Consider the following 23,548-nt stretch of genomic DNA (forward strand, 5'->3'; position numbering starts at 1 on the left):
CGGCGCCGGGTGTCGGCGCACGCTGGCGGCGGCATTCACAGGAGAGGCTGACCACCATGGCGCACGCACACCGGGACCCCCACGGCCCGTACGACCCCGCCCCGCACGACCACGACCACGACCACGAACGGGCCCCGCACGACCACGGCGACCGCCACGCCCACCACGGTGGCGCCGGCCTCGACTGGGCCGTGCTGGCCCCACTGCTGGAGTCCCAGGCGGAGCTGTCCGCCCCGGTGTACGAGCAGATCATGACGTGGCTCGGGCAGCAGACGATGGGCGAGCCCGGTCTGATCGTGGACGCGGGCAGCGGTCCGGGCGTCGTCTCCGGCCTGTTCGCGGGGGCCTTCCCCAAGTCCCGGGTGGTCGCGGTGGACGGCTCGGCGCCGCTGCTGGAGCGGGCACGCGCCCGCGCCGCCCGGCTCGGCCACGCCGACCGCTTCACCACCGTCACCGGTGAACTCCCCGAAGCACTCGACCAGTTGGAGTACCCGGCCGATCTGCTGTGGGCCAGCAACAGCCTGCACCACCTGGGCGACCAGCGCGCCGCCCTGGCCGCCTTCGCCGCCCACCTCGCCCCCGGTGGCACCCTCGCCCTGCTGGAGGGCGGACTGCCCGCCCGCCATCTGCCCCGTGACATCGGCATCGGCCGCCCCGGCCTCCAGGCGCGGCTGGACGCGGCCGAGGCCGACGCGTTCACCCGGATGCGGGCGGAACTGCCGGGTTCCGCCGCCGAGACCGAGGACTGGCCCGCCCTGCTGACGGCCGCCGGACTGCGGCCCACCGGCACCCGCAGCTTCCTGCTCGACCTGCCCGCCCCCGTCTCCGACCAGGCCCGCGCCTACGTCGCCGCCACCCTCGGCCGCCTGCGCGAAGGGATGGGCGAGACCCTCGACGCCCAGGACCGCGCCACCCTCGAGCGGCTCCTCGACCCCGAGGACGCGGCGAGCGTGCACCGCAGGCCCGACGTCTTCGTCCTCAAGGCCCACACCGTGCACACGGCGGTCCGCCCCTCCTGACCCGGCCGGCCGTGTCCTGACCGGACCGGCCGCGGGAGGCGCGAAGGCCCGGGACGACCGCTGGAACCCAAGGAGCGGCCCGGGCCTTCGCGCTGCCGCGCCGTCCCGGATCAGGCGACGTCGAACGTGGCCGGGTCCGGACCCAGCCGCCGGTCCTCGTTCAGGGCGCTGATCGCCGCGAGGTCCTCGTCGTCCAGCTCGAAGTCGAACACCGCGATGTTCTCCTGAATCCGGGACGGCGTCACCGACTTCGGGATCACGATGTTGCCGAGCTGGACGTGCCAGCGCAGCACCACCTGGGCCGGGGTACGGCCGTGCTTCTGGGCGATGGCCACGATCGCCGGGACCTCCAGCAGGCCCTTGCCCTGGCCGAGCGGCGACCAGGCCTCCGTGGCGATGCCCTGCTCCGCGTGGAACTCACGCGCGGCGGGCTGCTGGAGGTGCGGGTGCAGCTCGATCTGGTTGACCGCCGGGATCACCGAGGTCTCGGCGATCAGGCGCTCCAGGTGCTCCGGCAGGAAGTTGGACACGCCGATCGCCCGGATCCGGCCGTCGGCGTACAGCTTCTCGAACGCCTTGTACGTGTCCACGTACGTGCCCCTGGCCGGCAGCGGCCAGTGGATCAGGTACAGGTCCACGTACTCCAGGCCGAGCTTGGCCAGGGAGGTGTCGAAGGCGCGGAGGGTCGCGTCGTACCCCTGGTCGCCGTTCCAGAGCTTGGTGGTGACGAAGACCTCCTCGCGCGGGAGGCCCGAGGCGGCGATCGCCTTGCCGGTGCCCTCTTCGTTGCCGTAGATCGCCGCCGTGTCGATGCTGCGGTACCCGGCCTCGAAGGCGGTGGCGACGGCGCGCTCCGCCTCGTCGTCCGGCACCTGCCAGACGCCGAAGCCCAGCTGGGGCATCTCGACGCCGTTGTTGAGGATGATCGGGGGGACCTTGCTGCTCACTGGCTTCTGATCCTTCGGTTGTCGTCAGGTCGTCAGGTGGTACGTCGTACTCGACATCGTCAACGATCACCGGCCGTGTCGCATTCCTGACCGGCCGATCCGTCCGGAACCGGCCGCCGGATGCGGCCTGATCCGGCCGTCGCGCCCGTGTTCCCGGCTTCGGGCGGTCTCATGCCCGGTACAGCGCCTCCACCTCGTCGGCGTAGGCGTTCTCGATCGCCCGGCGCTTCAGCTTCAGCGACGGGGTGAGCAGTCCGTGCTCCTCCGTGAACGGCTGCGCGAGGATGCGGAAGGTACGGATCGCCTCCGCCTTGGAGACCAGGGTGTTGGCGGCGACCACCGCGCGCCGCACCTCCGTCTCCAGGTCCGCGTCGTGCACCAGCTCGGCCGCGGTGGCGGGCTTGGCCTTGTTGCGCATCTGGAGCCAGTGCTCGACCGCCTCCTGGTCCAGGGTGACCAGGGCGGCGACGTAGGGGCGGTCGTTGCCGACGACGATGCACTGCGCGACCAGCGGATGGTCGCGCACCCGTTCCTCCAGCGCGGCCGGCGCCACGCTCTTGCCGCCGGAGGTCACCAGGATCTCCTTCTTGCGGCCGGTGATGGTGAGGTAGCCGTCCTCGTCCAGCGAGCCCAGGTCGCCGGTGGCCAGCCAGCCGTCGTGCAGGGTCGCGTCGGTGGCCTTCTGGTTGTTCAGATAGCCCTGGAAGACGTTGCCGCCGCGCAGCCACACCTCCCCGTCGTCGGCGATGTGCACGCTCACCCCCGGGATCGCCTGGCCGACGGTGCCGTAGCGGGTGCGCTCGGGCGGGTTGGCGGTGGCGGCCGCGGTGGACTCGGTCAGGCCGTAGCCCTCGTAGATCTGCACCCCGGCGCCCGCGAAGAACAGGCCGAGCCGGCGGTCCATGGCCGAGCCGCCGGACATCGCGTTGCGGATGCGGCCGCCCATCGCCGCGCGCACCTTGGCGTAGACGACCTTGTCGAAGAACTGGTGCTGCATGCGCAGCGCGGCGGACGGGCCGGGGCCGATGCCCCACGCCTTCGCCTCCACCGCGTCCGCGTACTTCACGGCGACCTCGACGGCCTTCTCGAACGGCCCGTCGCGGCCCTCCTTCTCCGCCTTGCGGCGGGCCGCGTTGAACACCTTCTCGAAGATGTACGGCACCGCCAGGATGAACGTCGGCCGGAACGCCTGGAGGTCCGGCAGGAGCGCGGACGCGTGCAGTTCCGGCTGGTGGCCGAGCCGGACCCGGCCGCGGACCGCGGCCACCTCCACCATCCTGCCGAACACGTGTGCGAGCGGCAGGAACAGCAGCGTGGAGGCCTCGTCGCCCTTCCTGGAGTGGAACACCGGCTCCCAACGGCCGAGGACGGTGTCCGCCTCGAACATGAAGTTGCCGTGGCTCAGCACGCAGCCCTTGGGGCGGCCGGTGGTGCCGGAGGTGTAGATGACCGACGCGACGGTCTCCGGGGTGACCGCCTCACGGTGCCGGTGCACCACGTCGTCCTCGATGTGCGCGCCCGCGTCGTACAGCTCGGACACGGCGCCCGCGTCCAGCTGCCACAGCCGGCGCAGGTTCGGCAGCCGGCCGATGACGGTGGCGATGGTCATGGCATGGTCCTCGTGCTCCACGACCGCCGCCGACACCTCCGCGTCGTACAGCGTCCAGAAGCACTGCTCGGCCGAGGAGGTGGGGTAGAGGGGCACCACCTGCGCGCCGATCGTCCACAGCGCGAAGTCGAACAGGGTCCACTCGTAGCGGGTGCGGGACATGACGGCGACCCGGTCGCCGAACCGGACGCCCTCGGCGAGCAGTCCCTTGGCCAGCGCCAGCACCTCGTCGCGGAACTCGGCGGAGGTCACATCGCGCCATGCTCCGGTCTCGTCCTTGCGGCCGAGGGCGACGTGCCGCGGGTCCTCCTGGGCGTACCGGAACACGACGTCGGCCAGCCCGCCCACCGGCGGCGCCGACGTGGACGGAGGGCTGGTGAACTCGCGCAAACCCCGCTCCCTCGGTCTTCGGGCCGTCCCGAGGCGTTCCGGCCTCCGGACCACCCCTGACGCCCCGCACAGCGCGGTGAAAGCTACCCCACGCACGGGCGGTGCGGGAGGGGGGCCGAAAGCGAGGGGTGCTCATGTACACACAGGTCAGCGCCGGGAAATGCGCCCACAACGGACACGGCAGGACAGAAATTCCTACGGTTCAGTAAGCTTCGGTGCCGTAATCTCCACGGAATCTGTACGACCCGCTTCCGGCCATCGAGGCCGCTCGCCGGAGTCCTCCGGTCGCGACGTCGCGGCGTCGCGGCGGGAAGATCCCCGTGATCGGTTCGCCGCAGCGGCTCGGTCATCCCGCACCGGCCGACGTGGGCGCCGCGGCACGCGTGGTGGGCCGGGGCGCCATGTCGGTCGCCGACCGCGCGACGGCGGACGGCGGGAAGCGTGTGGCCACCCTGATCCAGCTCGAGCGGGAGTTCCCCGAGGACACCGCTCGGCGCGGGAAGGCCTGACGCGGCTCCTGCGCGCTTGTCCGCCGAAGCCGATGGCGGTCCCGGGCCGCGCCCCGGCGTGATCCGAACGCAGGACCCTAGCGGTGGTGCAGGCGGTCGCCGCCGGTGAGGATCGCCGTCGCCAGGGCGTCGGCGGCGGACCGGGCCGAAGGGCGGTGGCGGCCGTGGACCAGGACGAAGTCGACCTGCCCCAGCTCCGGCAGCCCGGCCCGCTCCGGCACCCGGACCAGGCCCGGCGGGATCAGCCCGCGCGAGTGGGCCATCACGCCGAGGCCCGCGCGGGCGGCGGCGACCAGCCCGTTGAGGCTTCCGCTGGTGCACGCGACGCGCCACGGGCGGCCCTGCCGCTCCAGCGCCTCGAAGGCGAGCGCCCGGGTGATCCCCGGCGGCGGATAGACGATCAGGGGCACCGGACGGTCGGGGTCCAGGCGCAGTCGCTCCGCGCCGATCCACACCAGCCGGTCGTGCCAGACGGGCTCGCCGCCCGGGTCCTGCGGACGGCGCTTGGCCAGGACCAGGTCCAGCTTCCCGGCGGCCAGCTGCTCGTGCAGCGTGCCCGACAGCTCGACGGTCAGTTCGAGATCGACCTCGGGGTGCTCGTAGCGGAAGCCCTCCAGGATCTCCGGCAGCCGGGTCAGCACGAAATCCTCGGACGCGCCGAACCGCAGCCTCCCGCGCACCCGGGTGCCGGTGAAGAACGCCGTCGCCTGCTCGTGCACCTCCAGGATCCGCCGCGCGAACCCCAGCATCGCCTCGCCGTCCTCGGTCAGCTCGACCGAGTGCGTGTCGCGGGTGAACAGCGGCCGCCCGACGGCCTCCTCCAGCCGGCGCACATGCTGGCTCACCGTCGACTGGCGCAGCCCCAGCCGCCGCGCCGCCCGGGTGAAACCGAGCGTCTGGGCGACGGCGAGGAAGCTGCGCAACTGGGCCGGGTCGTACACGCGGCCAGACTAACGGCTGCCCCGGCCATGCTCATCACGGAACGCGATGACAGTGAGAGCGGTGGGACGGTTTCCCGATCGCGCTGGTGAGGGGGACGATGGACGGGGGACCCGGAGGTCCCGGAACGACGGACGCGGCCGGGCGCACGCCCCCGGCCGCCGCCGACGAGCCCGAGCGAGTGGAGCACCGTGAAACGCCTGCGCTGGCCGAGCTGGATGCCGGTCGACCCGTACATCGTGCTGCTGATCGGCACCGTGGGCCTGGCCGCACTGCTGCCCGCCCGCGGCCCGGCCGCCGATGTCGCCTCCGGCGCCTCCACGGCCGCGATCGGCTTCCTCTTCTTCCTCTACGGCGCCCGGCTCTCCACCCGCGAGGCACTGGACGGGCTCAGGCACTGGCGACTGCACGTCACGGTGCTGGCCTGCACCTTCGTGATCTTCCCGCTGCTCGGCATCGCCGCCCGCGGCCTGGTCCCCGTCCTGCTCGACCAGCCGCTCTACCAGGGCCTGCTCTTCCTCACCCTGGTCCCCTCCACCATCCAGTCCTCCATCGCCTTCACCTCCATCGCCCGCGGCAACGTGCCCGCCGCGATCTGCGCCGGCTCCTTCTCCTCCCTGGTCGGCATCGTCCTCACGCCGCTGCTCGCCGCCGTCCTCCTGGGCAGCAGCGGCGGCGGCTTCTCCGCGCACTCGCTGGTGACGATCGTGCTGCAACTGCTGGTGCCGTTCGTCGCCGGACAGCTGCTGCGGCCCTGGACCGGCGGCTTCGTCGCCCGGCACAAGAAGGTCCTCGGGCTCGTCGACCGGGGCTCTATCCTGCTCGTCGTCTACACCGCGTTCAGCGAGGGCATGGTGCGGGGCATCTGGCACCAGGTCAGCGCCGCGCGCCTCGGCGGACTGCTCGCGGCGGAAGCGGTGCTGCTCGCCGTGATGCTCGCCCTGACCTGGTACGGCGCGAAGGCGCTGCGCTTCGGCCGGGCCGACCGCATCGCCATCCAGTTCGCCGGCTCGAAGAAGTCGCTGGCCTCCGGGCTGCCCATGGCGAGCGTCCTGTTCGGCGTCCACGCCTCGCTCGCGGTGCTGCCGCTGATGCTCTTCCACCAGATGCAGCTGATGGTGTGCGCGGTGATCGCCAAGCGCCGGGCCCGCGACCCGGAGGCCCGGGAGGAACAGGAAGAGGGGAACGAGCGCGGGGAGCGGGCGGCGTCCGCTCCGGCCACGGAGCAGGGGGCGTCAGCGGGGCCGGTCGGCACGGGGCCGCGGTCGCGCTGAGGCGCTCGCGCCGACGCGGGCGAGCGGGCGTGGGACACGACGGCCGCTCGTCGTCGTGTGGCCTCGTGCAGCGGCGCGAAGTCGGCGTAACCGTGCCCGAAGCACAGGCCGGTCACCCGGTCGCCGGGCCGGAACCGGGTGACGCCCGCCCCCACGGCCGTCACCTCGCCGGCGATCTCACCGCCCAGCGCGATCGGCTCGGCGGCCTCGGTGACCTTCCGGACGCCCGGCAGGGTGACGCCGACCGCCTCGCAGCGCACCAGAAGCTCGCCGGGCCCCGCTCGGGCACGGGCGCCTCCTCCACGAACAGCGGACCACTGGCCGTCTCGTACCGCATGCGTCGCATCGCACCCCCACACAGGGCGTGCGCCTGCTGGAGCGCTGCGAGCGGGCGGCCCGCGAGGCCAACGACACGCTGCTGGGGCCACTGTCGGCGGCGGAACGGGATCGGTTCATGGAGCTGCTGGTCAGGATCTCGGGGACGCGGGAGTGAGCCGGCGGCGGAGCGGTGAGGGGGTGGCCCTACGCGGGGGAGCCACGGCCGAGGACGGACCCGCACCCCGACCCGCGCGCCGCCGGGATGCTCACCCCTGCGGCGCCTCCGCGCGCAGGGCGATGCGCTTCTCGCCCGCGTACACGTTCATGTTGCTGCCCCGCAGGAAGCCCACCAGGGTGAGACCGGTCTCCGCGGCCAGGTCCACGGCCAGCGAGGACGGCGCGGACACCGCCGCCAGGACCGGGATGCCCGCCATCACGGCCTTCTGGGCCAGCTCGAAGGAGGCCCGCCCGGAGACCAGCAGGATCGCGCGGGACAACGGCAGCGCGCCGCTCTGGAGGGCGCGGCCGACGAGCTTGTCGACCGCGTTGTGCCGGCCCACGTCCTCCCGTATGTCCAGCAGCTCTCCGTCCTCGGCGAAGAGGGCCGCCGCGTGCAGGCCGCCGGTCCGGTCGAAGACCCGCTGCGCCGCCCGCAGGCGGTCGGGCAGGCCGGCGAGCAGGCCCGGCTCGACGCGCACCGGCGGCGTGTCCGCGATCGGCCAGCGGGCCGTCGTGCGGACGGCGTCCAGGCTGGCCTTGCCGCACAGGCCGCACGAGGAGGTCGTGTAGACGTTGCGCTCCAGGGTGATGTCCGGGACGGCGACCCCCGGAGCGGTGCGCACGTCCACCACGTTGTACGTGTTCGAGCCGTCCACCGTCGCGCCCGCGCAGTACACGACGTTCATGAGATCCGCCGCCTCGGCCAGCACGCCCTCGCTGACCAGGAAGCCGGCCGCCAGCGCGAAGTCGTCGCCCGGGGTGCGCATGGTGATCGCGAGCGGCTTGCCGTTCAGCCGGATCTCCAGCGGCTCCTCGGCGACGAGGGTGTCCGGCCGGGCGGAGACCGCGCCGTCCCGGATGCGGAGGACCTTGCGTCGTTCCGTCACTCGTCCCATGTCGTGATCAGCCCCGGTTCTGTACGCGCTGCCGGCCGAAACGGCCCTTCCCGCAGAGAGTGCCACGAGTCACCGGGCCGGTGTACGGCGAGGCGACCTGCGCGAGCCCGTCGTCCGTGCGCCGCCACGTCGCCGTGGACACACGGACGCCGCCCTCCACGTACCCGCCGGACGCCTCGCGGACGCGTACCCGAACGCACCTCCAGGCCCCCTGCGGACGCGCCTGCCTCTGACGGAAGCCGACAACCGGGGCACGTGTTTCCTGTGCCCTCACCTGCCGCCGTACTCGTGAGTCACTGAACAGACTGAGGTCCCGCAACCCACGGCAACGAGGGGGACCCGCAATGAACGGCTCGCGCATCACCGCCGTCGGCCACTACCAGCCCGCCAAGGTGCTCACCAACGACGACCTGGCGTCCCTGGTCGACACCAGCGACGAGTGGATCAGAAGCCGGGTCGGCATCCGGACCCGGCACATCGCCGCGCCCGACGAACCGGTCGACGAACTCGCCGCGCACGCCGCCGCCAAGGCGCTCGCCACGGCCGGCCTGACCCCGGCCGACATCGACCTCGTCCTGGTCGCCACCTCCACGGCCGTGGACCGCTCGCCCAACATGGCCGCCCGCGTCGCCGCCCGCCTGGGCATCCCGTCGCCGGCCGCTATGGACGTCAACGTGGTGTGCGCCGGGTTCACCCACGCCCTGGCCACCGCCGACCACACCCTGCGCGCCGGGGCCGCGACGCGCGCCCTCGTCGTCGGCGCCGACAAGATGTCCGACGTGGCCGACTGGACCGACCGCAGCACCTGCGTGCTCGTCGGCGACGGCGCGGGCGCGGCCGTGGTCGAGGCGGCCCGGCCGGGGGAGACGGCCGGGATCGGGCCGGTGCTGTGGGGCTCGGTGCCCGAGATGGGCAACGCGGTACGGATCGAGGGCACGCCCGCCCGGTTCGCGCAGGAGGGGCAGAGCGTGTACCGGTGGGCCACGACCCGGCTGCCGCCGCTGGCCCGGCAGACCTGCGAGCGGGCGGGCGTCGCGCCCGGCGAGCTGGCCGCGGTCGTCCTGCACCAGGCCAACCTGCGGATCATCGAGCCGCTCGCCGCGCGACTGGGCGCCGTCAACGCGGTCGTCGCCCGCGATGTCACCGAGTCCGGCAACACCTCGGCGGCCAGCATCCCGCTGGCCCTGTCCAAGCTGGTCGAGCGCGGCGAGGTGACGACGGGCGACCCGGTCCTGCTGTTCGGCTTCGGCGGAAACCTCTCCTACGCGGGACAGGTCGTCCGCTGCCCGTGAGCTGCGCGGGGCCGGTCGTGCGGTGCTCATGAGCGGCGCGGGGGAGGTCGTGCGCCGCCCGCGAGCGGCGTCGCGCGACGAAACGTGACGTGTCCGCGACGGTCGGTGCGCGCCGTCGGCGCGGCGTGCGCGCCCCGGCCCGCGCGGGTGCGTACGGGGCGGATACGCAGGTGAAAGGCGCTCCGAAAGCTTGGTATTGTTGTCCATGTCGCCGCGGGGAACACCCCCGCCGGACGACACACACCTAGTCCGGGTGGCGGAATGGCAGACGCGCTAGCTTGAGGTGCTAGTGCCCTTTATCGGGCGTGGGGGTTCAAGTCCCCCCTCGGACACACAGTGACACAGTGCAGCGGGAGCCCCCGGCGTGAGCCGGGGGCTCCTCTGTCGTGTGCGGGTCCGCTGCTCTCCCCCCGGCCGTGCCGCCGCGGGACGGTGAGCGACGCGACCGGCTCGCTCACCGTCCCCCGGCCGGCTGCCGTCAGCCGGCCGTGCCGGTGCCCACCGCCTCGACCAGCCGGGCCACCGCGTCCGCGAGCGCGGCCAGCCCCGGGCCGGCCGGGCCGCCCGGCTCGCTCATGTACACGTCCCGGCGGATCTCCACCATCAGGGCGCTGACCCTCGGGTCCGTCCCGTAGTACGCCAGCGGGACGTACGCGCCCCGGAAGGGGCTGTTGACTCCGGTGCCGCCGAAGTCCGCGAAGGCCTTCTCCGCCTGGGCCAGCAGCTCCGGCGGGGTGTGGAAGTCGTCGTGCCCCAGGCAGATCGGGGGCCGCGGGCCGTCGCCGTGCAGTTCGTAGGGCAGGGGCGCGGTCGGGTACGAGTGGACGTCCACGACGACCGCCCGGCCCACCGCCGCCAGCCGTTCCGCGACCGCGTCGGTCATGGCGGCGGCGTACGGGTGGAAGTACCGCTCGATGAGCGGCTGTCCGTCGTGACCGGCCGGGCGCAGCTCCTCGCCGTGCGTGGTCCGCGTGTACACGGCGCCCATGCCCACCGACAGCATCTCCTCCCGCCCGTCGGGGAACCGCTCCGGGTCGATCACCAGCCGCGAGAGGCGGTTCACGAACCGCCAGGGGGTGACCGGGGCGCGGACGGCGGCGGCCGCCGCGATCTCGGCGGTGTGCGAGTCGGTGATGTGGTCCAGTTCGCGCTCCAGTCCGGCGTCGTCGAGGGTGATCCCGGCGCGCACGTCCGCGGGGATCACCCGCGAGGAGTGCGGGACGTGGAGGATCACGGGGGAGTCGGGCGAACCGGGAAGGAACTCGAAGGAAGGAGATGACACGGTGTTCATCCGGGATGGCTCCGTAGGGCGTCGATGTGGATCGTACGTCGAGAGGCATGCGTGCCTCCCGCCTGCCTGACCGGGACGGTGCGCGGCACCGCTTGATCAAGTCCGGTGATCTTAGGGCAGCCCTGTGACAGCGACGGGCGCGGGAGTCCGCGCCGCCGCGGTTCCGGCCGGGGGCCGCCGACGCGGGTGATGCCCGCTGCGGTCCGCGCCGCCCTGGACACCGGACGATCCGGTACGGGTCCGCGGACCCCGCGCCGGCCGCACGGGCCCGACGGCCGGGCGGCGACCGACGCCGCCGGCCGCCCCGGGGACGCGGTGACCGGGACGGGTACGGCGGGCCGCCATGATTCCTTCTACCGGCGAGATCCAGCCAACTTCACTCGTCCGGGTGATCCCGCACCTTCCCGCTCATTCCGGGCGCGGCCAGTCGGTCTGCCGGGAAACCCGGCAGATGTCCGATGGCTGATTCTTTTCGCCGCTCGCGCACGTGCGACGACCGGGCTCGGCTTCCCCCGTTCCAGGTACGGATACTCAGGGTCCGGTTGAGTGATCGAGCGGACGCCGCACGGCGCACGCGCCCCGTAACGTCGGCCGCGGTGACCTCGACGGACACAAGGAAGCTGGACGGCACTTCCGGGAGCACCCGGGTCACGGGGGAGGAGACCACGCATGGCGTGGGACGAATGGGAGCGGCTGAAGCAGGACGCCGCCGAGCGGAGCTCGACGCACATGCAGCTCAACCAGTATCCGGCCGGTGACGGTCCCGGCCCGTCGGTCAGCGGCGTCACCGGCGGCGTGAAGTCGACCCAGGAGGCCTGGAACAAGGCGGCGGAGGGCGTCGACGGGCTCAGGGCGAACGTGGACAAGGCGCTGGGCCGGCTGGACGACGGGCAGAAGGGGCTCGACGCGGGTTCGGGATGCCTGTCCGCCGCCGCCCAGAAGGACGTGTACGACTCCTGGACCCGCTACGTCAAGAGCGTCGGAGAGCGCTGCGGCAGCGTCAAGGGCGTCCTCGAACAGGTCGGCCACGACCTGCTGATGACGGACGACTCCGTCAGGTCGGCGTTCGGCGTCATCAAGACGAAGTACGCCGACACACCCGCCATCGGCGGCCAGGACGGCGGACGGTAGCGGCAGCCATGGACCTCGCGACACTCAAGCAGCTGAAGCCCTCCGAGTTCGAGGAGGCGGCCGACGGCTACCGTGCCACCAGCGACATGGCGAGCGCGGCCAAGGACCACCTGGACAACGTCGTCGCCGCCGGCATGCGCAAGTCCCTCAAGGGGCAGGCCCTCGAAGCCGCGCTCGGCGAACTGAAGAACCTCTCGGCCGACTTCCACTACGCGCAGATCGAGTGCGGTCTGGTCAGCACGGCGCTCAACGGCTTCGCCCACGACATCGACGCCGCCCGCAAGAAGCTCCTGTCGGCCCTCGACGACGCGCAGGCACAGAAGCTGACGGTCAACGCGGACGGCAGCGTCACCTACCCGGACGGCCCGGCGAAGGACGGCTCCGAGTCGCCCGCCAAGGGCGGCACGGTCAGCGGGGCGACCGACCCGGCGGTGCAGGGCATCGCACGCCAGTCGGCCCACTTCGACCCCAACCCCCACCACGCCGAGGCCCTCGACATCGCCGACCGGATCACCGCCGCGTTGAAGGAGGCCACGGAGGCGGATGACAAGTGGGCGCCGAAGATAAGGGCGTTGAAGGCCGACGACGACCTCACCGTGTCCAACCAGGACCTCAAGGACGCGCAGTCGGACATGGCCGGGGTCCGGGACGCGGCCAAGAACTACCTGGACTCCATGGCCGCTCCTCCCCACGACGGAAGCCCGCAGCAGAACGCCGACTGGTGGAAGGGGCTCACCCCAACGGAGCGGGAGGCCTACCTCTCCCTCCACCCGGACGTGGTCGGGCGGCTCGACGGCCTCCCGTCCGAGACCCGCGACGAGGCCAACCGCATCGTCCTCGACGAGAAGCAGGCCGAGTACCAGCTGCGGATCGACTCCATACCGAAGCCGCCCGTCAACGAGTGGACGTGGATCAGCGCGGGCGGCTGGGCGTCCAAGGTGCACACCGACGAGTGGATGGAGTGGGACAAGAAGTACGGCGACGAGTACCGGCACCTGCAGTCGTCGCTCAAGGGCATGAACGCCATCCGGACCAGGTTCGACCAGACGGGCGAGGGCGGCCTGCCCGAGGCGTACCTCCTCGCCTTCAGCCCGGAGGGCCACGGCCGGGCCGTCGTGGCCACGGGCAACCCCGACACCGCGCAGAACCAGGCGGTGTACGTGCCCGGCACGACGTCGAACCTCGGCAAGATCGGCGGCGACATCGACCGGATGACCGAACTGTGGCGCCAGACGCAGCAGGCCACCCCGAACGCGTCCGTCTCGACCATCACCTGGCTCGGCTACGACGCGCCCCAGGACATCGTCAAGGACTCCCCGTTCGAGCACTACGCCTACGACGGGGCGCCCGCCTACCGGCAGTTCATGGACGGCCTCGACGTCTCGCACAGCGGCGCCGGCGATCCGCACCGCACGGCCATCGGGCACTCCTACGGCACCACCCTCATCGGGGCCGCGGCCCAGACCGGCCATCTCAACGCGGACGACGTGATCTTCGCGGGCAGCCCGGGCGTCAAGGTCGGCTCGGCCGAGGAGATGGACGTCCCCAAGGGGCACGTGTGGAACGAGGAGGCGGACGGGGACCCGGTCCCCGACATCGGCCGCTGGGGCCACGGTGGCAGCCAGTGGAAACTGGGCGGCGGCACGTTCATCATCCCCAGCGACGACATCTTCGGCGCCAACCAGATGAACACGGACGCCGAGGGCAGCGGCGCCTCGGCGACCACGGGGGCGGAGGGCCACAGCCAGTACTGGAACAAGGGCTCGACGGCGCTGAAGAACCAGGCGCTGGTGGTGGTCGGCGAGTACGGCGACGTCACCGCGCCCCAGTGAAGCAGGCGGCCTGCTCGTAGAGTCGCACACGCACCATCACGGACCCGCCGAACGACACCTAGGACCGACATGTTCCGCGCACCGTTCCCCCCTTCTCACCGGCATCGCCTGCGCGGCGCCTTCCTCACCCTCCCCCTGGTACTGACCGGACTCCTCCTCAGCGGATGTGGCATGACGGACGACGACAACACCAAGCCCCCGACCGCCGGCGCCGGCACGTCGGACGACGCCGGCACGAAGATCCCCGACGCGGGCACCGCCTCGACCGACGACGCGGTCGCCAAGGTGAAGTCCGTCTCCAGCCAGATCTACGACTTCCTCGGCGTGCCCGGCACCGCCTCCGAGCCCGGACCGGGTGTGAGGGCGTGCGAGGGCAAGGACCCCGACACGTATTTCCAGGTCTACCACCCGTGGAACTTCAAGCCCACCTCCGGCGCCGACGTCGACGCGGCCATGAAGAACCTGAAGGGGAAACTGACCACGGGCGGCTGGGTGATCAAGAGGTCCTACCAGGACAACAGCGCCAACAAGAACCTCAACATCATCGCCGACAACGACGCCGCCAAGGCGAGCGTGTGGATCGTCGCCTACAGCAAGCGGACCACCCCGAGCATCGGCATCGAGGTCACCTCCGGCTGCTACCGGGCGCCCGAGGGGGAGAAGGTACGGCACTCCTGACGGCGACCCGACCGGCGGACCGGAGGTGGTCCGGACGGGCCCGACCGGACCGGGGGCATCCCCGGACGTGCCGGACGGACGGGAGGCGTCCCGGAAGGTCCCGGCGGGCCGGGACGCGGCCCGGACATGCCCGGCGGGGCGGGGTGCGGCCGGCGGGACGCCGACGTGCGGGCGTCGGCCCAGAGCGGTCACGAGCTGTCCCGGACTCCGCGCAGCACGTCGGCGACACGGTCGGCGGTACGTGGCCTTCGGCACAGTATGCCCATTTTGGTCGAATGGGTGTGTAAAGGTGGTTCGCGAGGTGGTTGCACTCTCCGGTGGCCAGCTTCGACGACTCACAGACCAAGGGCATGGGAGAAGCGTTTGATCACGGCACGTAAACGACACACCGGGCTGGCGGCCGCGGCCGGCGTACTCGGCGGTGTGCTCGCGGTCACGGCCCTCGGCGGCACCGCCATGGCCGCCACCGGGAGCGACGGCACCGGGAACCGCCCGGGGACGCAGGCCCCGGCGGCCACGCAGACCCCCGCGCACCCGGCGGCCTCGCAGGCTTCGCCGGACCAGGCCGCCGCCCAGGACGTCTCCGGCGCCCGAATAGACATCACGCCCGGGCAGGGCGCCCACGACGTCGCGGTCGACGCCCCCGTCAAGGTCACCGTCAGTGACGGCAGGCTCACCAAGGTGACCATGACCGCCGTGGCCACCGGCACCGTGCTTCCCGGCACGATGTCCGAGGACGGCGCCTCCTGGCAGCCGGACGGCCGGCTGCAGCGGGCCGCCAGGTACCAGATCGCCGCGGAGGCCGTCGACGCCCAGGGCCGCTCCGCGACCGAGAACGCCACGATCACCACGGTCTCCCCGGCCAACGACTTCATCGGGCACCTGTCCCCCGAGAACGGCTCGACCGTCGGCGTGGGTATGCCGGTGTCGGTCACCTTCGACAAGGCGGTCCGCGACAAGGCCGCCGTGCAGTCGAAGATCCAGGTCAGTTCCAGCAGCGGCCAGCAGGTGGTCGGCCACTGGCTCAACGACGGCCGCCTCGACTTCCGCCCCCAGAGCTACTGGAAGCCCGGCTCCACCGTCACCGTCGGGCTCACCTCCCACGGCGTGAAGAAGACGGTCACGTTCAAGATCGGTCGCAGCCAGGTCAGCACGGTCGACGCCGCGACGAAGCGGATGACCGTCGTGCGGAACGGCAAGACGGTCAAGACCATCCCGATCTCGTCCGGCAGCCCCGAGCACCCGACGTACAACGGCCAGATGGTCATCTCCGAGAAGTTCCGGCACATCCGCATGAACGCCACGAGCGTCGGCCTCACGAACAAGGACGGCAAGCCCGCGTACGACATCGAGGCCGTGCCGCACGCCATGCGCCTGTCCGACTCGGGCACGTTCATCCACGGCAACTACTGGAGCGCCGCCTCCGTCTTCGGCAAGGCGAACACCAGCCACGGCTGCGTGGGCCTGAAGGACGCCAGGGACGGCCGCGACAGCAAGCAGCCCGCCGCGTGGTTCTTCGACCACTCGATGATCGGCGACGTCGTGGTCGTCAAGAACTCCGACGACAAGGGCAAGCTGGCGCCGGACAACGGACTCAGCGACTGGAACATGCCGTGGAGCCAGTGGGTCGCGGGCAGCACGACCGGCTGACGCCGGGTCCCTGACGCCGGGTCCTGCCGTACGCACCTGAGTGCGCACCCCTCTCCGCCGGGTGGCGGCCGACAGCACGCCGGCCGCCGCCCGCCGCGTCGGGGCGGCGTCGGCTCGGCCCCGGACCGGGCGGCGCGGCCGCCGGCCGGCGTCGACGCACGCGGCCCCCTGACCCGTCCGTCCGCACGAGCACCCGACTCCGCCCCGCGCGCCGCAACTCGGCTCGCGGGGCGCGCTGTTGATGGTCCGGACCTGTTGACGCCACATACCGGTGATGATTCACTCCGTGGCTGAGAGCGCTCTCTCGCGGTTGGGGACCAGCCGCGGCCCCGTCTGCCCACCATGTTCAGGGAGAGCCGTGTCCGTCATTCCCTCTCGTCGTGCCATGCTCCGCGGGGCGGCGGCCGTCGCCGCAGCGATGCCGCTGGCCGGTGTCACCGCAGGGCCCGCCCTCGCGTCGTCCCCCGCCCCCGGCCCGGGCGGCCACGGCCCCGCCGGCCACGGGAGGGCCGGTCTGGGCGACAACGTCCTGGTCTTCGACCCCTCGATGGGCGACGCGGCGATCCAGGAACAGATCGACGCCGTGTTCGCCCTCCAGGAGTCCAACCAGTTCGGCACCGAGCGCTACGCCCTGGCCTTCAAGCCCGGCACGTACAACGTCGAGATCAACGTCGGCTTCTACACCCACGTCCTGGGCCTCGGCGCCAGCCCCGAGGACGTCGTGATCAACGGCCATGTCACCGTCGACGCCCAGTGGTTCGAAGGCAACGGCACCCAGGACTTCTGGCGGGCCGCCGAGAACCTGACCATCGTGCCGCCGGACGGGCTGGACCGCTGGGCCGTCGCCCAGGCCGCGCCGATGCGCCGGGTCCACGTCAAGGGCAACATGATCCTCATGCCGAGCCCGCCCGGAAACGGGTGGTCCAGCGGCGGGTTCCTGGCCGACAGCGTGGTGGACGGCCGGATCGACTCGGGCTCGCAGCAGCAGTGGCTCTCGCGCAACGACACCATCGGCAGCTGGACCGGCGCCAACTGGAACATGGTCTTCGTCGGCGTCCAGGGCGCGCCCGCCACGTCCTTCCCGACCCCGCCCTACACCACCGTGGACCGCACCCCGGTCGTCCGGGAGAAGCCGTTCCTGACCGTGGACCGCCGCGGGGCCTACCACGTCTTCGTCCCCGCGCTGCGCCGGGACAGCGCCGGCACCTCCTGGGCCCACGGGCCGGCCGCCGGCCACAGCATCCCGCTGACCGAGTTCCACGTCGCACACCCGGGCGACTCCGCCGCCAGCATCAACGCGGCGCTGGCCAGGGGCAAGCACCTCCTGCTCACCCCGGGCGTCCACCCGCTGTCCGCGCCGCTACGGGTGTCGCGGCCCGGCACCGTCGTCCTCGGCCTCGGCCTGGCCACCCTCCAGGCCGTCAGGAACAACTCGCTCATCGAGGTCGCCGACATCGACGACGTCACCGTAGCCGGCGTCATCCTCGAGGCCGCCTCCGCCAGTTCCCCCGTGCTGCTGCGCGTCGGCGACGGCCGCACCCGGAAGAACCACGCGCACCGGCCCACCGCGCTCTTCGACGTCTTCCCGCGCATCGGCGGCGCCGTCCCCGGCGGCACCAAGGTCAGCATCCAGATCGACAGCAACGACGTGATCGTCGACCACGTGTGGGCCTGGCGCGCCGACCACGGCCTGGACGGCTCGGTCGGCTGGGCCGTCAACCCCGCGGGCGTCGGCTTCCTCGTCAACGGCGACCGGGTCACCGCCTACGGCCTGTTCGTCGAGCACCACCAGAACTACGAGGTGCTCTGGAACGGAAACCACGGCCGCACCTACTTCTTCCAGAACGAGCACCCCTACGACGTCCCGACGCAGTCGGCCTGGAGACACGGCACCACCAACGGCTTCGCCGCCTACAAGGTCGGCGACCACGTCACCGACCACCACGCGTGGGGCCTGGGCAGCTACGCCTTCTTCAACCTCAACGCGAACATCTACACCGACCGCGCCTACGAGGTCCCCGACACTCCCGGCGTCGTCCTCACCTCGCTGATGGACGTCTGCCTCAACGGCGCGGGCGGCGGCGGCATCCGGCACTGCGTCAACAACACGGGCGACCCCGTCGAGAACGGCTTCGGGACCTACAGCATGAAGTCCTACTCGAACGGGGTCGGCACGGTCTGACCCCCGCAGTCACCACTGCCTACGAGGCGCGCTCCGCCCACGCCGTCTCGCCGGGTCCGCCGTCGGCGCGGGGGCTCCAGCCCCGGCGCCCGGCCAGGGCCTCGACGAGCAGGGGGCCGCGCCCGCCGTCGCGCGGGCCGGTCTCCGGGGTGTGGGCGGCCAGGCGGGGGAGGCGTTCGCCGATACGGGCTGCGTGAAGCCGCCTGCGGCTTCAGGTGCAGGGGGCCGGCGTCCTGGGGCGCACTACCTACTGGTCCGCCTCCGGTGCACCACCGTTTCTGCACGGCTGTCGCCCCGGCACCGCCGAGGTCCGTTCCTGGGAGCGGAGCATCCCGGCGCTGGCGGGCGTACTCAACGACGCGGGACTCGGTGGGGTGCGGGTTCGGCATGCTCTACAGCGGCTCCCCGGCGGACTTCTCCGCCGGTTACCGCCAGCAGAAGCAGGGCGAGCACGGACTCACCGACGACGATCTCCGTGGCTGGCTTCCTCCGGCCGCGACCCGAGGTCGTCGCGCAGCAGTGAAGCAGTAGTCAGGAGCAGGTCGACGTCGGTCGGTTCAGGGACCACCCGATGCGTGAGCGGGTGGCCCTCAGCCTGCATGTGCAGCTCCGCCCACACGGTCTTGCCCGGGGCTGCTGGGCGAGGGCTGACGCCCCAGCCGTCCGCGAGGGTGGCCACGAGCAGAAGGCCCCGGCCGGATTCGGAAAGCGAGTCGGTCGCCGGGGGGCCGGCCGGAGGTTGTTCCTCGGTACGGGTGTCGGTCACCTCGATACGGAAGGTGCCGTCGGCCAGAGCGAGTTGGACGTGGAAGTCCCGGCCGGGGACGTGGCCGTGGCGTACGGCGTTGGCGGTGAGTTCCGCGGTGATGAGGGTGAGCGTCTCATTGACCGGGCTCGCGTAGGGGTGGCCCCACTCGTCCAGGCGGTGCGAGACGAGCCGGCGGGCGAGGCGGGCGCCGCGCGGGGTCGAGGTGAAGCGCATGGTGAACTCGTGTTCGAGTGCGGGGTGCTGCGGCATATGCCCGTTCGGGGGAGTCGCTGACTTCATGGAGTCAACCGTGACGGACTCTGCGTAGCGTTGACCAGGAGCGATGAGCTGACGGGTGCGGGCTGTACACGTGGGCGGTGCGCTTGTACGTGGGGTTGGGCGTGACCGGTTCCCGGGGCCCCGAGTTGGCTGATTGGGCTGGTGTGCGAGAGGAGCTACGGCGTGGACGACGAGGTTCAGCAGCCGGAGTACGAGGTCGGGACGGGCATGCTGTGCGTGTTCGGGCGACAGTTGAAGCTGTTCCGAGAGCGGGCGGGCCTGGACCGCGCGACACTCGGGTCCCTGACCGGGTACTCGGCTTCGACGATCGCCTCGTTCGAGCAGGGGAGACGTATCCCGCCGCCGAGGTTCATCGACCAGGCGGATGAGGTGCTGCAGGCGGGTGGGGTGTTGAGTGCGAGCAAGGAGGAGGTGGCTCGGGCTCAGTATCCGGCGTTCTTCCGGGATGCGGCCAAGCTGGAGGCCGAAGCGGTTGAGCTTCATGTGTACGACACCCACGTGGTCAACGGCCTGTTGCAGACAGAGGAGTACACGCGGGCTCTGCTGGGGATGCGGCGCCCGCTCCTGGATGAGGCGACCATCGAACAGCGCGTTGAAGCGCGGCTCGCACGACAAGAGATCTTCGACAGGTGGCCCGCACCGTTGCTGAGCTTTGTCATGGAGGAGCCGGTTGCACGGCGGCCGCTCGGTGGTGAACAGGTATGGCGCGGACAGCTTGAGCAACTGCTTCTGCTCGGCCAGAAGCGAAACGTCGAGCTTCAAGTGATGCCGCTCGACCGCGAGGACAACGCTGGTGTTGATGGCGCGTTCACTTTGCTGATGCCGAGGCAGGGGCCACGGGTCGGTTACATGGAAGCTCAAGGTCGGAGCACACTGGTTACGGAGCGGGACGCGGTCCATGCGCTGTCTGCGCGCTATGGGATCATCCGAGCGCAGGCCCTCACCCCGAGGGAGTCCCTGGCCTTCATCGAGAAGCTGTTGGGAGAGAGATGAACGCTGAAGTGAAGCGCGGTCCCGCGCCTGCGCTTGTCTGGGCCAAGAGCAGCTACAGCGGCGCTGAGGGTGGCCAGTGTGTCGAAGTCGCCACCACCCCCGCCAGGGTCCACGTGCGCGACTCGAAGGACACGACCCGCGCAGCACTGGCAGTGGACCCCACGGCCTGGACCGAGTTCGTCGCCTTCGCGGCACTCTGAACAGACGCGGGGCCCTCGGCAAGCGGACCGCTTGCCGGGGGCCCCGCGTCCGCTCCCGCAGCGCCTTCAGCCCTGAGCGGCCTTGGCCGAAGTCGTTGAGTCCTGCCGGGGTGAATCCGGTCCGCGCACCCTTCGGTGCGCCGAAATGATCGCGTCCATCCCGGCCGCCGCGTGATGGACGTGCCCGTGACGGCGCCCATGAGCAAGGTGGGAACGTCCCCCCAGCTCGGCCTCAACCAGACCCCCGCCATCGGCGACAACGGCTACTGGCGCACCTACCTGCCCATGGCCCACTAGGGCAGGCTCACAGGAGTGGAAATGATCAAGCGAGCGGGCTTCTACCGGGAGATCGGCGGCCGGGCCACCACGGCGGACGTTGCGCCGTCGCTGCGAGGCGCCGTACAGGACGTTGGGCCCTGGGACGAGGACCGTGTCCTCGCCTACCTGGAATCGGGCCTGGAGATCTACTCCACGATGGGCGCCGAGCGCGACGTCCTCACGGGCGAAGAGTGGATCGCCGGCTCCGGATCCCTGATGACGGACGGCACCTGGCTCTGGCCCGTCGATCTCACGCACTACGTACGGCGTCACCACGCGGCCCTGCCGCAGGAGTTCCTGGACCACATCCGGGCCAACGACTACACGGTCCCCGCCGTGCCCGACGAGCAGGCCAGGCGCGTCTTCTGGGAGGAGTTCCCGGACAACGCCCCCGCTGCGGCCCCGCCCAAGGCCGTCGGCTTCTGCACCTGGTACGCGCCGAAGCCGGACGGCGCGCGCGCCCATCAGCTCCTCGCGCACCTGGAGAACGCCGGGCTCTTCGCCGTGCACCCGCTGACCAACGCCCTCTTCGGATTCCGCGAGACGCCGGCCGGACACCGCGAGCCGCTGATGGGTGAGGGCGCCGCCCTGGCCGCCGCCCTGGCAGACGACCGGTACTCGACGATCGAGTTCACCTGCTGGAAGGGCTACGACCAGTCCCTGACCGGCATCGTGCGACGCACGGACGAGACGACGCAGAGCATCACGCTGCGCCTACCGGGTCGCACGAGACCGTGGTGCGCGGGGTGCCGAGCTCTCTCCTCCCGCATCGTCGGCCTTCCGCCGACCCGGACGAACCCTCCCGCTTCACGAAGTGAACGGAACGGGACCTGGAAGTGCCTCCCCACCCGTGGAATCCTCCTCGACGTGAACGAAGCGGCAGGGCGGAGGGCGGAAGTTCCGTCACCGGGTGGTGATCGATCAACGGCTTTCCCGCGCCGTGGGCCGGCCGGGTCCGCCGCCGCCCGCGCCCTCGTACGGGCCGCCGATACCCAACCGTTGCACTGCGGTCGTCCTCGCCCGCAGGCTCCTGCGGACCTCTCCGTCGCAGGTCAGACATGCTGAACGGCCCTCGTCCGAGAGGTACTTGGGCCCTCGTCCGACCCCTCGGCCGATTCGCCCCTGTCACATCCCTTGACGAGCCCGCCTCGGGAGGTTTAACTCACGTCCTAAATTAAGCCATGAGGTGCTTCGGAAGTCGAACGGGGACGTACGTCGCGTCGGCCGCCGGAGGTCTCCTCGGGTTCTCGACTCCCGGAAAGGGACACCAGGAGCCATGCGCAGCATCCGAGCCGCGGCCGTAGGCGCCGTCACCATGTCTCTCGCCCTTGCCGCCTCGGCCTGCGGAGGCGGTGCGTCGACCGGCGGAGGGTCCAACGACTCGCCGAAGACGCTCACCTACTGGGCCTCCAACCAGGGCACGAGCATCGAGGTCGACAAGAAGGTCCTCCAGCCCGAACTCGACAAGTTCGAGAAGCAGACGGGCATCAAGGTGAAGTTCGAGGTCGTGCCCTGGTCGGATCTCCTCAACCGGATCCTGACCGCGACGACTTCCGGCCAGGGCCCCGATGTGCTGAACATCGGCAACACCTGGAGCGCCTCCCTCCAGGCGACCGGCGCGCTGTTGCCGTGGGACGCGAAGAACTTCGGGAAGATCGGCGGCAAGGACCGCTTCGTGGACTCCGCGCTCGGCTCCACCGGCGTCCAGGGCCAGGACCCGGCGGCCGTCCCGCTGTACTCGATGGCGTACGCGCTCTACTACAACAAGAAGATCTTCGCCGACGCCGGCATCTCCAAGCCCCCCGCCACCTGGGACGAGCTGGTCGCCGACGGCAAGAAGATCCAGGCGAAGGGCAAGAACGTGCTCGGCGCCGAGGGCGCCAACGTCTCCGAGAACATCCACCACGTGTTCGTCTTCGCCAAGCAGCACGGCGCGGACTTCTTCACCGCCGACGGCAAGCCCGACTTCGCCAACGACAACGCGGTCGCGGCGGTCAAGCAGTACGTCGACCTGATGGCCAAGGACAAGGTCATCCCGCAGGGCAACGCCGAGTACGCGCAGAACCAGTCCGTCAGCGACTTCGCCAAGGGCAACACCGCGATGCTGCTGTGGCAGTCCGCCTCCGCCAACCTGAAGAACCAGGGGATGAGCGAGGGCGACTACGGCATCGCCCCGGTGCCCGTGCGGTCCGGCGCCCCGGGCAGCGGCGCGCAGGTGAACTCGATGGTGGCCGGCATCAACATGGCCGTCTTCAAGAACACCCACAACCTGGACGGCGCGACCCGGTTCGTGAAGTTCATGACCAGCGACGACGAGCAGAAGATCCTCAACAAGGCCTACAGCACCATCCCGCCGGTCAAGGGCGCCCAGTCGGACCCGGCCTTCGACACCCCGGCCAACGCCGTCCTGAAGAACACCCTCTCGACCAGCGCCGTGGCGCTGCCCCAGGTCGCAGCCGAGTCGCAGTTCGAGACGACGGTCGGCACGGCGGTGAAGGAGCTGTTCGCCGACGCCGCCGCCGGCCGCGCGGTGACCACCGAGTCGGTGAAGGCCAAGCTCGTCAAGGCCCAGCAGCAGATGCCGACGAAGTGAGCGAGATGACCAGCACCGTCCGTACGGACGCGGGAACGGCGAAGCCGCGGTCCGCGCGCGGTGACTCCTCCGGTGGGACGAAGCGCGGTCCGCGCCGTCCCACCGGCCGGCTGCGCCGCGTCTCGCTGCCGTATCTGCTCCTGCTGCCCGCTCTGATCCTCGAACTCCTGGTTCATCTGGTGCCGATGGTGATCGGTATCGTGATGAGTTTCAAGGAGCT

Annotated in this window: 20 protein-coding genes, 1 tRNA gene and 4 pseudogenes; 16 read left to right on the plus strand and 9 right to left on the minus strand. The window is 71.4% G+C overall.

Translation table 11 applies throughout. The annotated features are described in order from the left end of the window. The first annotated feature begins 56 nt into the window (after positions 1-56). A complete protein-coding gene (locus AB0N63_RS02125; RefSeq protein WP_365522827.1) occupies positions 57-1,019 on the plus strand; it encodes a class I SAM-dependent methyltransferase in 963 nt (320 codons plus the stop codon). Positions 1,020-1,129: 110 nt separating this feature from the next. Here AB0N63_RS02125 and AB0N63_RS02130 read toward each other — a convergent pair whose 3' ends face one another. After that, a complete protein-coding gene (locus AB0N63_RS02130; RefSeq protein ID WP_365522829.1) occupies positions 1,130-1,966 on the minus strand; it encodes an aldo/keto reductase in 837 nt (278 codons plus the stop codon). 169 nt (positions 1,967-2,135) lie between these two features. After that, positions 2,136-3,965, minus strand: coding sequence for a long-chain fatty acid--CoA ligase (locus AB0N63_RS02135; protein WP_365522831.1), 1,830 nt, complete (start codon positions 3,963-3,965; stop codon positions 2,136-2,138). Between the two features lie 320 nt (positions 3,966-4,285). Between AB0N63_RS02135 and AB0N63_RS02140 the strand changes: the two genes are divergently transcribed. Further along, positions 4,286-4,474 carry a hypothetical protein gene (locus AB0N63_RS02140; protein WP_365522834.1) on the plus strand — a complete coding sequence of 63 codons (189 nt, stop codon included), beginning with the start codon at positions 4,286-4,288 and terminating at the stop codon, positions 4,472-4,474. A 77-nt stretch (positions 4,475-4,551) separates the two neighbouring features. Here the strand turns inward: AB0N63_RS02140 and AB0N63_RS02145 are convergent, their stop codons facing one another. Continuing rightward, on the minus strand, positions 4,552-5,415 hold the full coding sequence (locus tag AB0N63_RS02145) for a LysR substrate-binding domain-containing protein (RefSeq protein ID WP_365522837.1): 864 nt from the start codon (positions 5,413-5,415) through the stop codon (positions 4,552-4,554). A gap of 189 nt (positions 5,416-5,604) precedes the next feature. Between AB0N63_RS02145 and AB0N63_RS02150 the strand changes: the two genes are divergently transcribed. Next, the gene (locus tag AB0N63_RS02150; RefSeq protein WP_365522839.1) at positions 5,605-6,687 is read left to right on the plus strand and encodes a bile acid:sodium symporter family protein; all 1,083 of its coding nucleotides are present in this window, start codon (positions 5,605-5,607) and stop codon (positions 6,685-6,687) included. A 59-nt stretch (positions 6,688-6,746) separates the two neighbouring features. Here the strand turns inward: AB0N63_RS02150 and AB0N63_RS02155 are convergent. After that, positions 6,747-7,033: pseudogene (locus tag AB0N63_RS02155) on the minus strand (alcohol dehydrogenase catalytic domain-containing protein); the annotation flags it as partial. Between the two features lie 12 nt (positions 7,034-7,045). On the opposite strand from AB0N63_RS02155, the pseudogene AB0N63_RS02160 reads away from it, so the two are divergent. Continuing rightward, positions 7,046-7,180: pseudogene (locus AB0N63_RS02160) on the plus strand (MarR family transcriptional regulator); the annotation flags it as partial. 91 nt (positions 7,181-7,271) lie between these two features. On the opposite strand, the gene fdhD reads toward AB0N63_RS02160, so the two are convergent. Both fdhD and AB0N63_RS02170 read right to left on the minus strand, forming a co-directional pair. Next, positions 7,272-8,120 (minus strand): formate dehydrogenase accessory sulfurtransferase FdhD, encoded by an 849-nt coding sequence (gene fdhD / locus AB0N63_RS02165; RefSeq protein WP_365522842.1) that lies wholly within the window; start codon positions 8,118-8,120, stop codon positions 7,272-7,274. Between the two features lie 7 nt (positions 8,121-8,127). Next, positions 8,128-8,481: a hypothetical protein gene (locus AB0N63_RS02170; RefSeq protein WP_365522845.1), complete on the minus strand. Its 354-nt coding sequence runs from the start codon at positions 8,479-8,481 to the stop codon at positions 8,128-8,130. On the opposite strand from AB0N63_RS02170, the gene AB0N63_RS02175 reads away from it, so the two are divergent. Both AB0N63_RS02175 and AB0N63_RS02180 read left to right on the plus strand, forming a co-directional pair. Further along, on the plus strand, positions 8,465-9,412 hold the full coding sequence (locus AB0N63_RS02175) for a beta-ketoacyl-ACP synthase III (RefSeq protein ID WP_365522847.1): 948 nt from the start codon (positions 8,465-8,467) through the stop codon (positions 9,410-9,412). The two genes, AB0N63_RS02170 and AB0N63_RS02175, sit on opposite strands and share 17 nt — an antisense overlap. Positions 9,413-9,659: 247 nt before the next feature. Beyond that, positions 9,660-9,744, plus strand: a tRNA-Leu gene (locus AB0N63_RS02180). Between the two features lie 146 nt (positions 9,745-9,890). On the opposite strand, the gene AB0N63_RS02185 is transcribed toward AB0N63_RS02180, so the two are convergent. Further along, complete coding sequence (locus AB0N63_RS02185) at positions 9,891-10,703, minus strand: N-formylglutamate amidohydrolase (RefSeq protein ID WP_365522849.1); 813 nt, start codon at positions 10,701-10,703, stop codon at positions 9,891-9,893. A gap of 669 nt (positions 10,704-11,372) precedes the next feature. On the opposite strand from AB0N63_RS02185, the gene AB0N63_RS02190 reads away from it, so the two are divergent. The 5 genes from AB0N63_RS02190 (at position 11,373) to AB0N63_RS02210 (ending at position 18,176) form a co-directional block, all read left to right on the plus strand. Then, the gene (locus AB0N63_RS02190; protein WP_365522851.1) at positions 11,373-11,834 is read left to right on the plus strand and encodes a hypothetical protein; all 462 of its coding nucleotides are present in this window, start codon (positions 11,373-11,375) and stop codon (positions 11,832-11,834) included. 8 nt (positions 11,835-11,842) lie between these two features. After that, positions 11,843-13,666, plus strand: a complete 1,824-nt coding sequence (locus tag AB0N63_RS02195; protein ID WP_365522854.1) for an alpha/beta hydrolase — start codon at positions 11,843-11,845, stop codon at positions 13,664-13,666. Between the two features lie 171 nt (positions 13,667-13,837). After that, positions 13,838-14,344, plus strand: coding sequence for a hypothetical protein (locus AB0N63_RS02200; protein ID WP_365522857.1), 507 nt, complete (start codon positions 13,838-13,840; stop codon positions 14,342-14,344). A 363-nt stretch (positions 14,345-14,707) separates the two neighbouring features. Then, positions 14,708-15,994 carry an Ig-like domain-containing protein gene (locus tag AB0N63_RS02205; protein ID WP_365522859.1) on the plus strand — a complete coding sequence of 429 codons (1,287 nt, stop codon included), beginning with the start codon at positions 14,708-14,710 and terminating at the stop codon, positions 15,992-15,994. Between the two features lie 358 nt (positions 15,995-16,352). Then, the gene (locus AB0N63_RS02210; protein ID WP_365522862.1) at positions 16,353-18,176 is read left to right on the plus strand and encodes an adenylyl cyclase; all 1,824 of its coding nucleotides are present in this window, start codon (positions 16,353-16,355) and stop codon (positions 18,174-18,176) included. A gap of 19 nt (positions 18,177-18,195) precedes the next feature. Here AB0N63_RS02210 and AB0N63_RS02215 read toward each other — a convergent pair. Both AB0N63_RS02215 and AB0N63_RS02220 read right to left on the minus strand, forming a co-directional pair. After that, positions 18,196-18,306, minus strand: a pseudogene (locus AB0N63_RS02215) (ATP-binding protein); the annotation flags it as partial. 327 nt (positions 18,307-18,633) lie between these two features. Next, positions 18,634-19,224, minus strand: a complete 591-nt coding sequence (locus AB0N63_RS02220) for an ATP-binding protein (RefSeq protein WP_365522864.1) — start codon at positions 19,222-19,224, stop codon at positions 18,634-18,636. A gap of 162 nt (positions 19,225-19,386) precedes the next feature. Between AB0N63_RS02220 and AB0N63_RS02225 the strand changes: the two genes are divergently transcribed. The 5 genes and pseudogenes from AB0N63_RS02225 to AB0N63_RS02245 form a co-directional block, all read left to right on the plus strand. Beyond that, on the plus strand, positions 19,387-20,217 hold the full coding sequence (locus tag AB0N63_RS02225; RefSeq protein WP_365522866.1) for a helix-turn-helix transcriptional regulator: 831 nt from the start codon (positions 19,387-19,389) through the stop codon (positions 20,215-20,217). Continuing rightward, positions 20,214-20,417, plus strand: a complete 204-nt coding sequence (locus AB0N63_RS02230; protein WP_365522869.1) for a DUF397 domain-containing protein — start codon at positions 20,214-20,216, stop codon at positions 20,415-20,417. The genes AB0N63_RS02225 and AB0N63_RS02230 overlap by 4 nt, the downstream gene beginning before the upstream one ends. 318 nt (positions 20,418-20,735) lie before the next feature. Further along, entirely contained in the window at positions 20,736-21,800 is a 1,065-nt protein-coding gene (locus AB0N63_RS02235; RefSeq protein WP_365522871.1) for a hypothetical protein, read from the plus strand. A gap of 211 nt (positions 21,801-22,011) precedes the next feature. Beyond that, positions 22,012-23,328 (plus strand): sugar ABC transporter substrate-binding protein, encoded by a 1,317-nt coding sequence (locus AB0N63_RS02240; protein WP_365522874.1) that lies wholly within the window; start codon positions 22,012-22,014, stop codon positions 23,326-23,328. A gap of 5 nt (positions 23,329-23,333) precedes the next feature. Beyond that, positions 23,334-23,548 (plus strand): annotated as a pseudogene (locus tag AB0N63_RS02245) (sugar ABC transporter permease); the annotation flags it as partial.

It is taken from the genome of Streptomyces sp. NPDC093260, assembly GCF_040683715.1.
GTDB classification, from domain to species: Bacteria; Actinomycetota; Actinomycetes; order Streptomycetales; family Streptomycetaceae; genus Streptomyces; species Streptomyces sennicomposti.

Coding starts and splice junctions, on each gene's coding strand:
- AB0N63_RS02125 (WP_365522827.1), top strand. CDS start 57: ATGGCGCACGCACACCGGGACCCCCACGGCCCGTACGACCCCGCCCCG.
- fdhD (WP_365522842.1), bottom strand. CDS start 8,120: ATGGGACGAGTGACGGAACGACGCAAGGTCCTCCGCATCCGGGACGGC.
- AB0N63_RS02175 (WP_365522847.1), top strand. CDS start 8,465: ATGAACGGCTCGCGCATCACCGCCGTCGGCCACTACCAGCCCGCCAAG.
- AB0N63_RS02170 (WP_365522845.1), bottom strand. CDS start 8,481: ATGCGCGAGCCGTTCATTGCGGGTCCCCCTCGTTGCCGTGGGTTGCGG.
- AB0N63_RS02185 (WP_365522849.1), bottom strand. CDS start 10,703: ATGAACACCGTGTCATCTCCTTCCTTCGAGTTCCTTCCCGGTTCGCCC.
- AB0N63_RS02190 (WP_365522851.1), top strand. CDS start 11,373: ATGGCGTGGGACGAATGGGAGCGGCTGAAGCAGGACGCCGCCGAGCGG.
- AB0N63_RS02195 (WP_365522854.1), top strand. CDS start 11,843: ATGGACCTCGCGACACTCAAGCAGCTGAAGCCCTCCGAGTTCGAGGAG.
- AB0N63_RS02200 (WP_365522857.1), top strand. CDS start 13,838: ATGACGGACGACGACAACACCAAGCCCCCGACCGCCGGCGCCGGCACG.
- AB0N63_RS02220 (WP_365522864.1), bottom strand. CDS start 19,224: ATGAAGTCAGCGACTCCCCCGAACGGGCATATGCCGCAGCACCCCGCA.
- AB0N63_RS02230 (WP_365522869.1), top strand. CDS start 20,214: ATGAACGCTGAAGTGAAGCGCGGTCCCGCGCCTGCGCTTGTCTGGGCC.
- AB0N63_RS02235 (WP_365522871.1), top strand. CDS start 20,736: ATGATCAAGCGAGCGGGCTTCTACCGGGAGATCGGCGGCCGGGCCACC.
- AB0N63_RS02240 (WP_365522874.1), top strand. CDS start 22,012: ATGCGCAGCATCCGAGCCGCGGCCGTAGGCGCCGTCACCATGTCTCTC.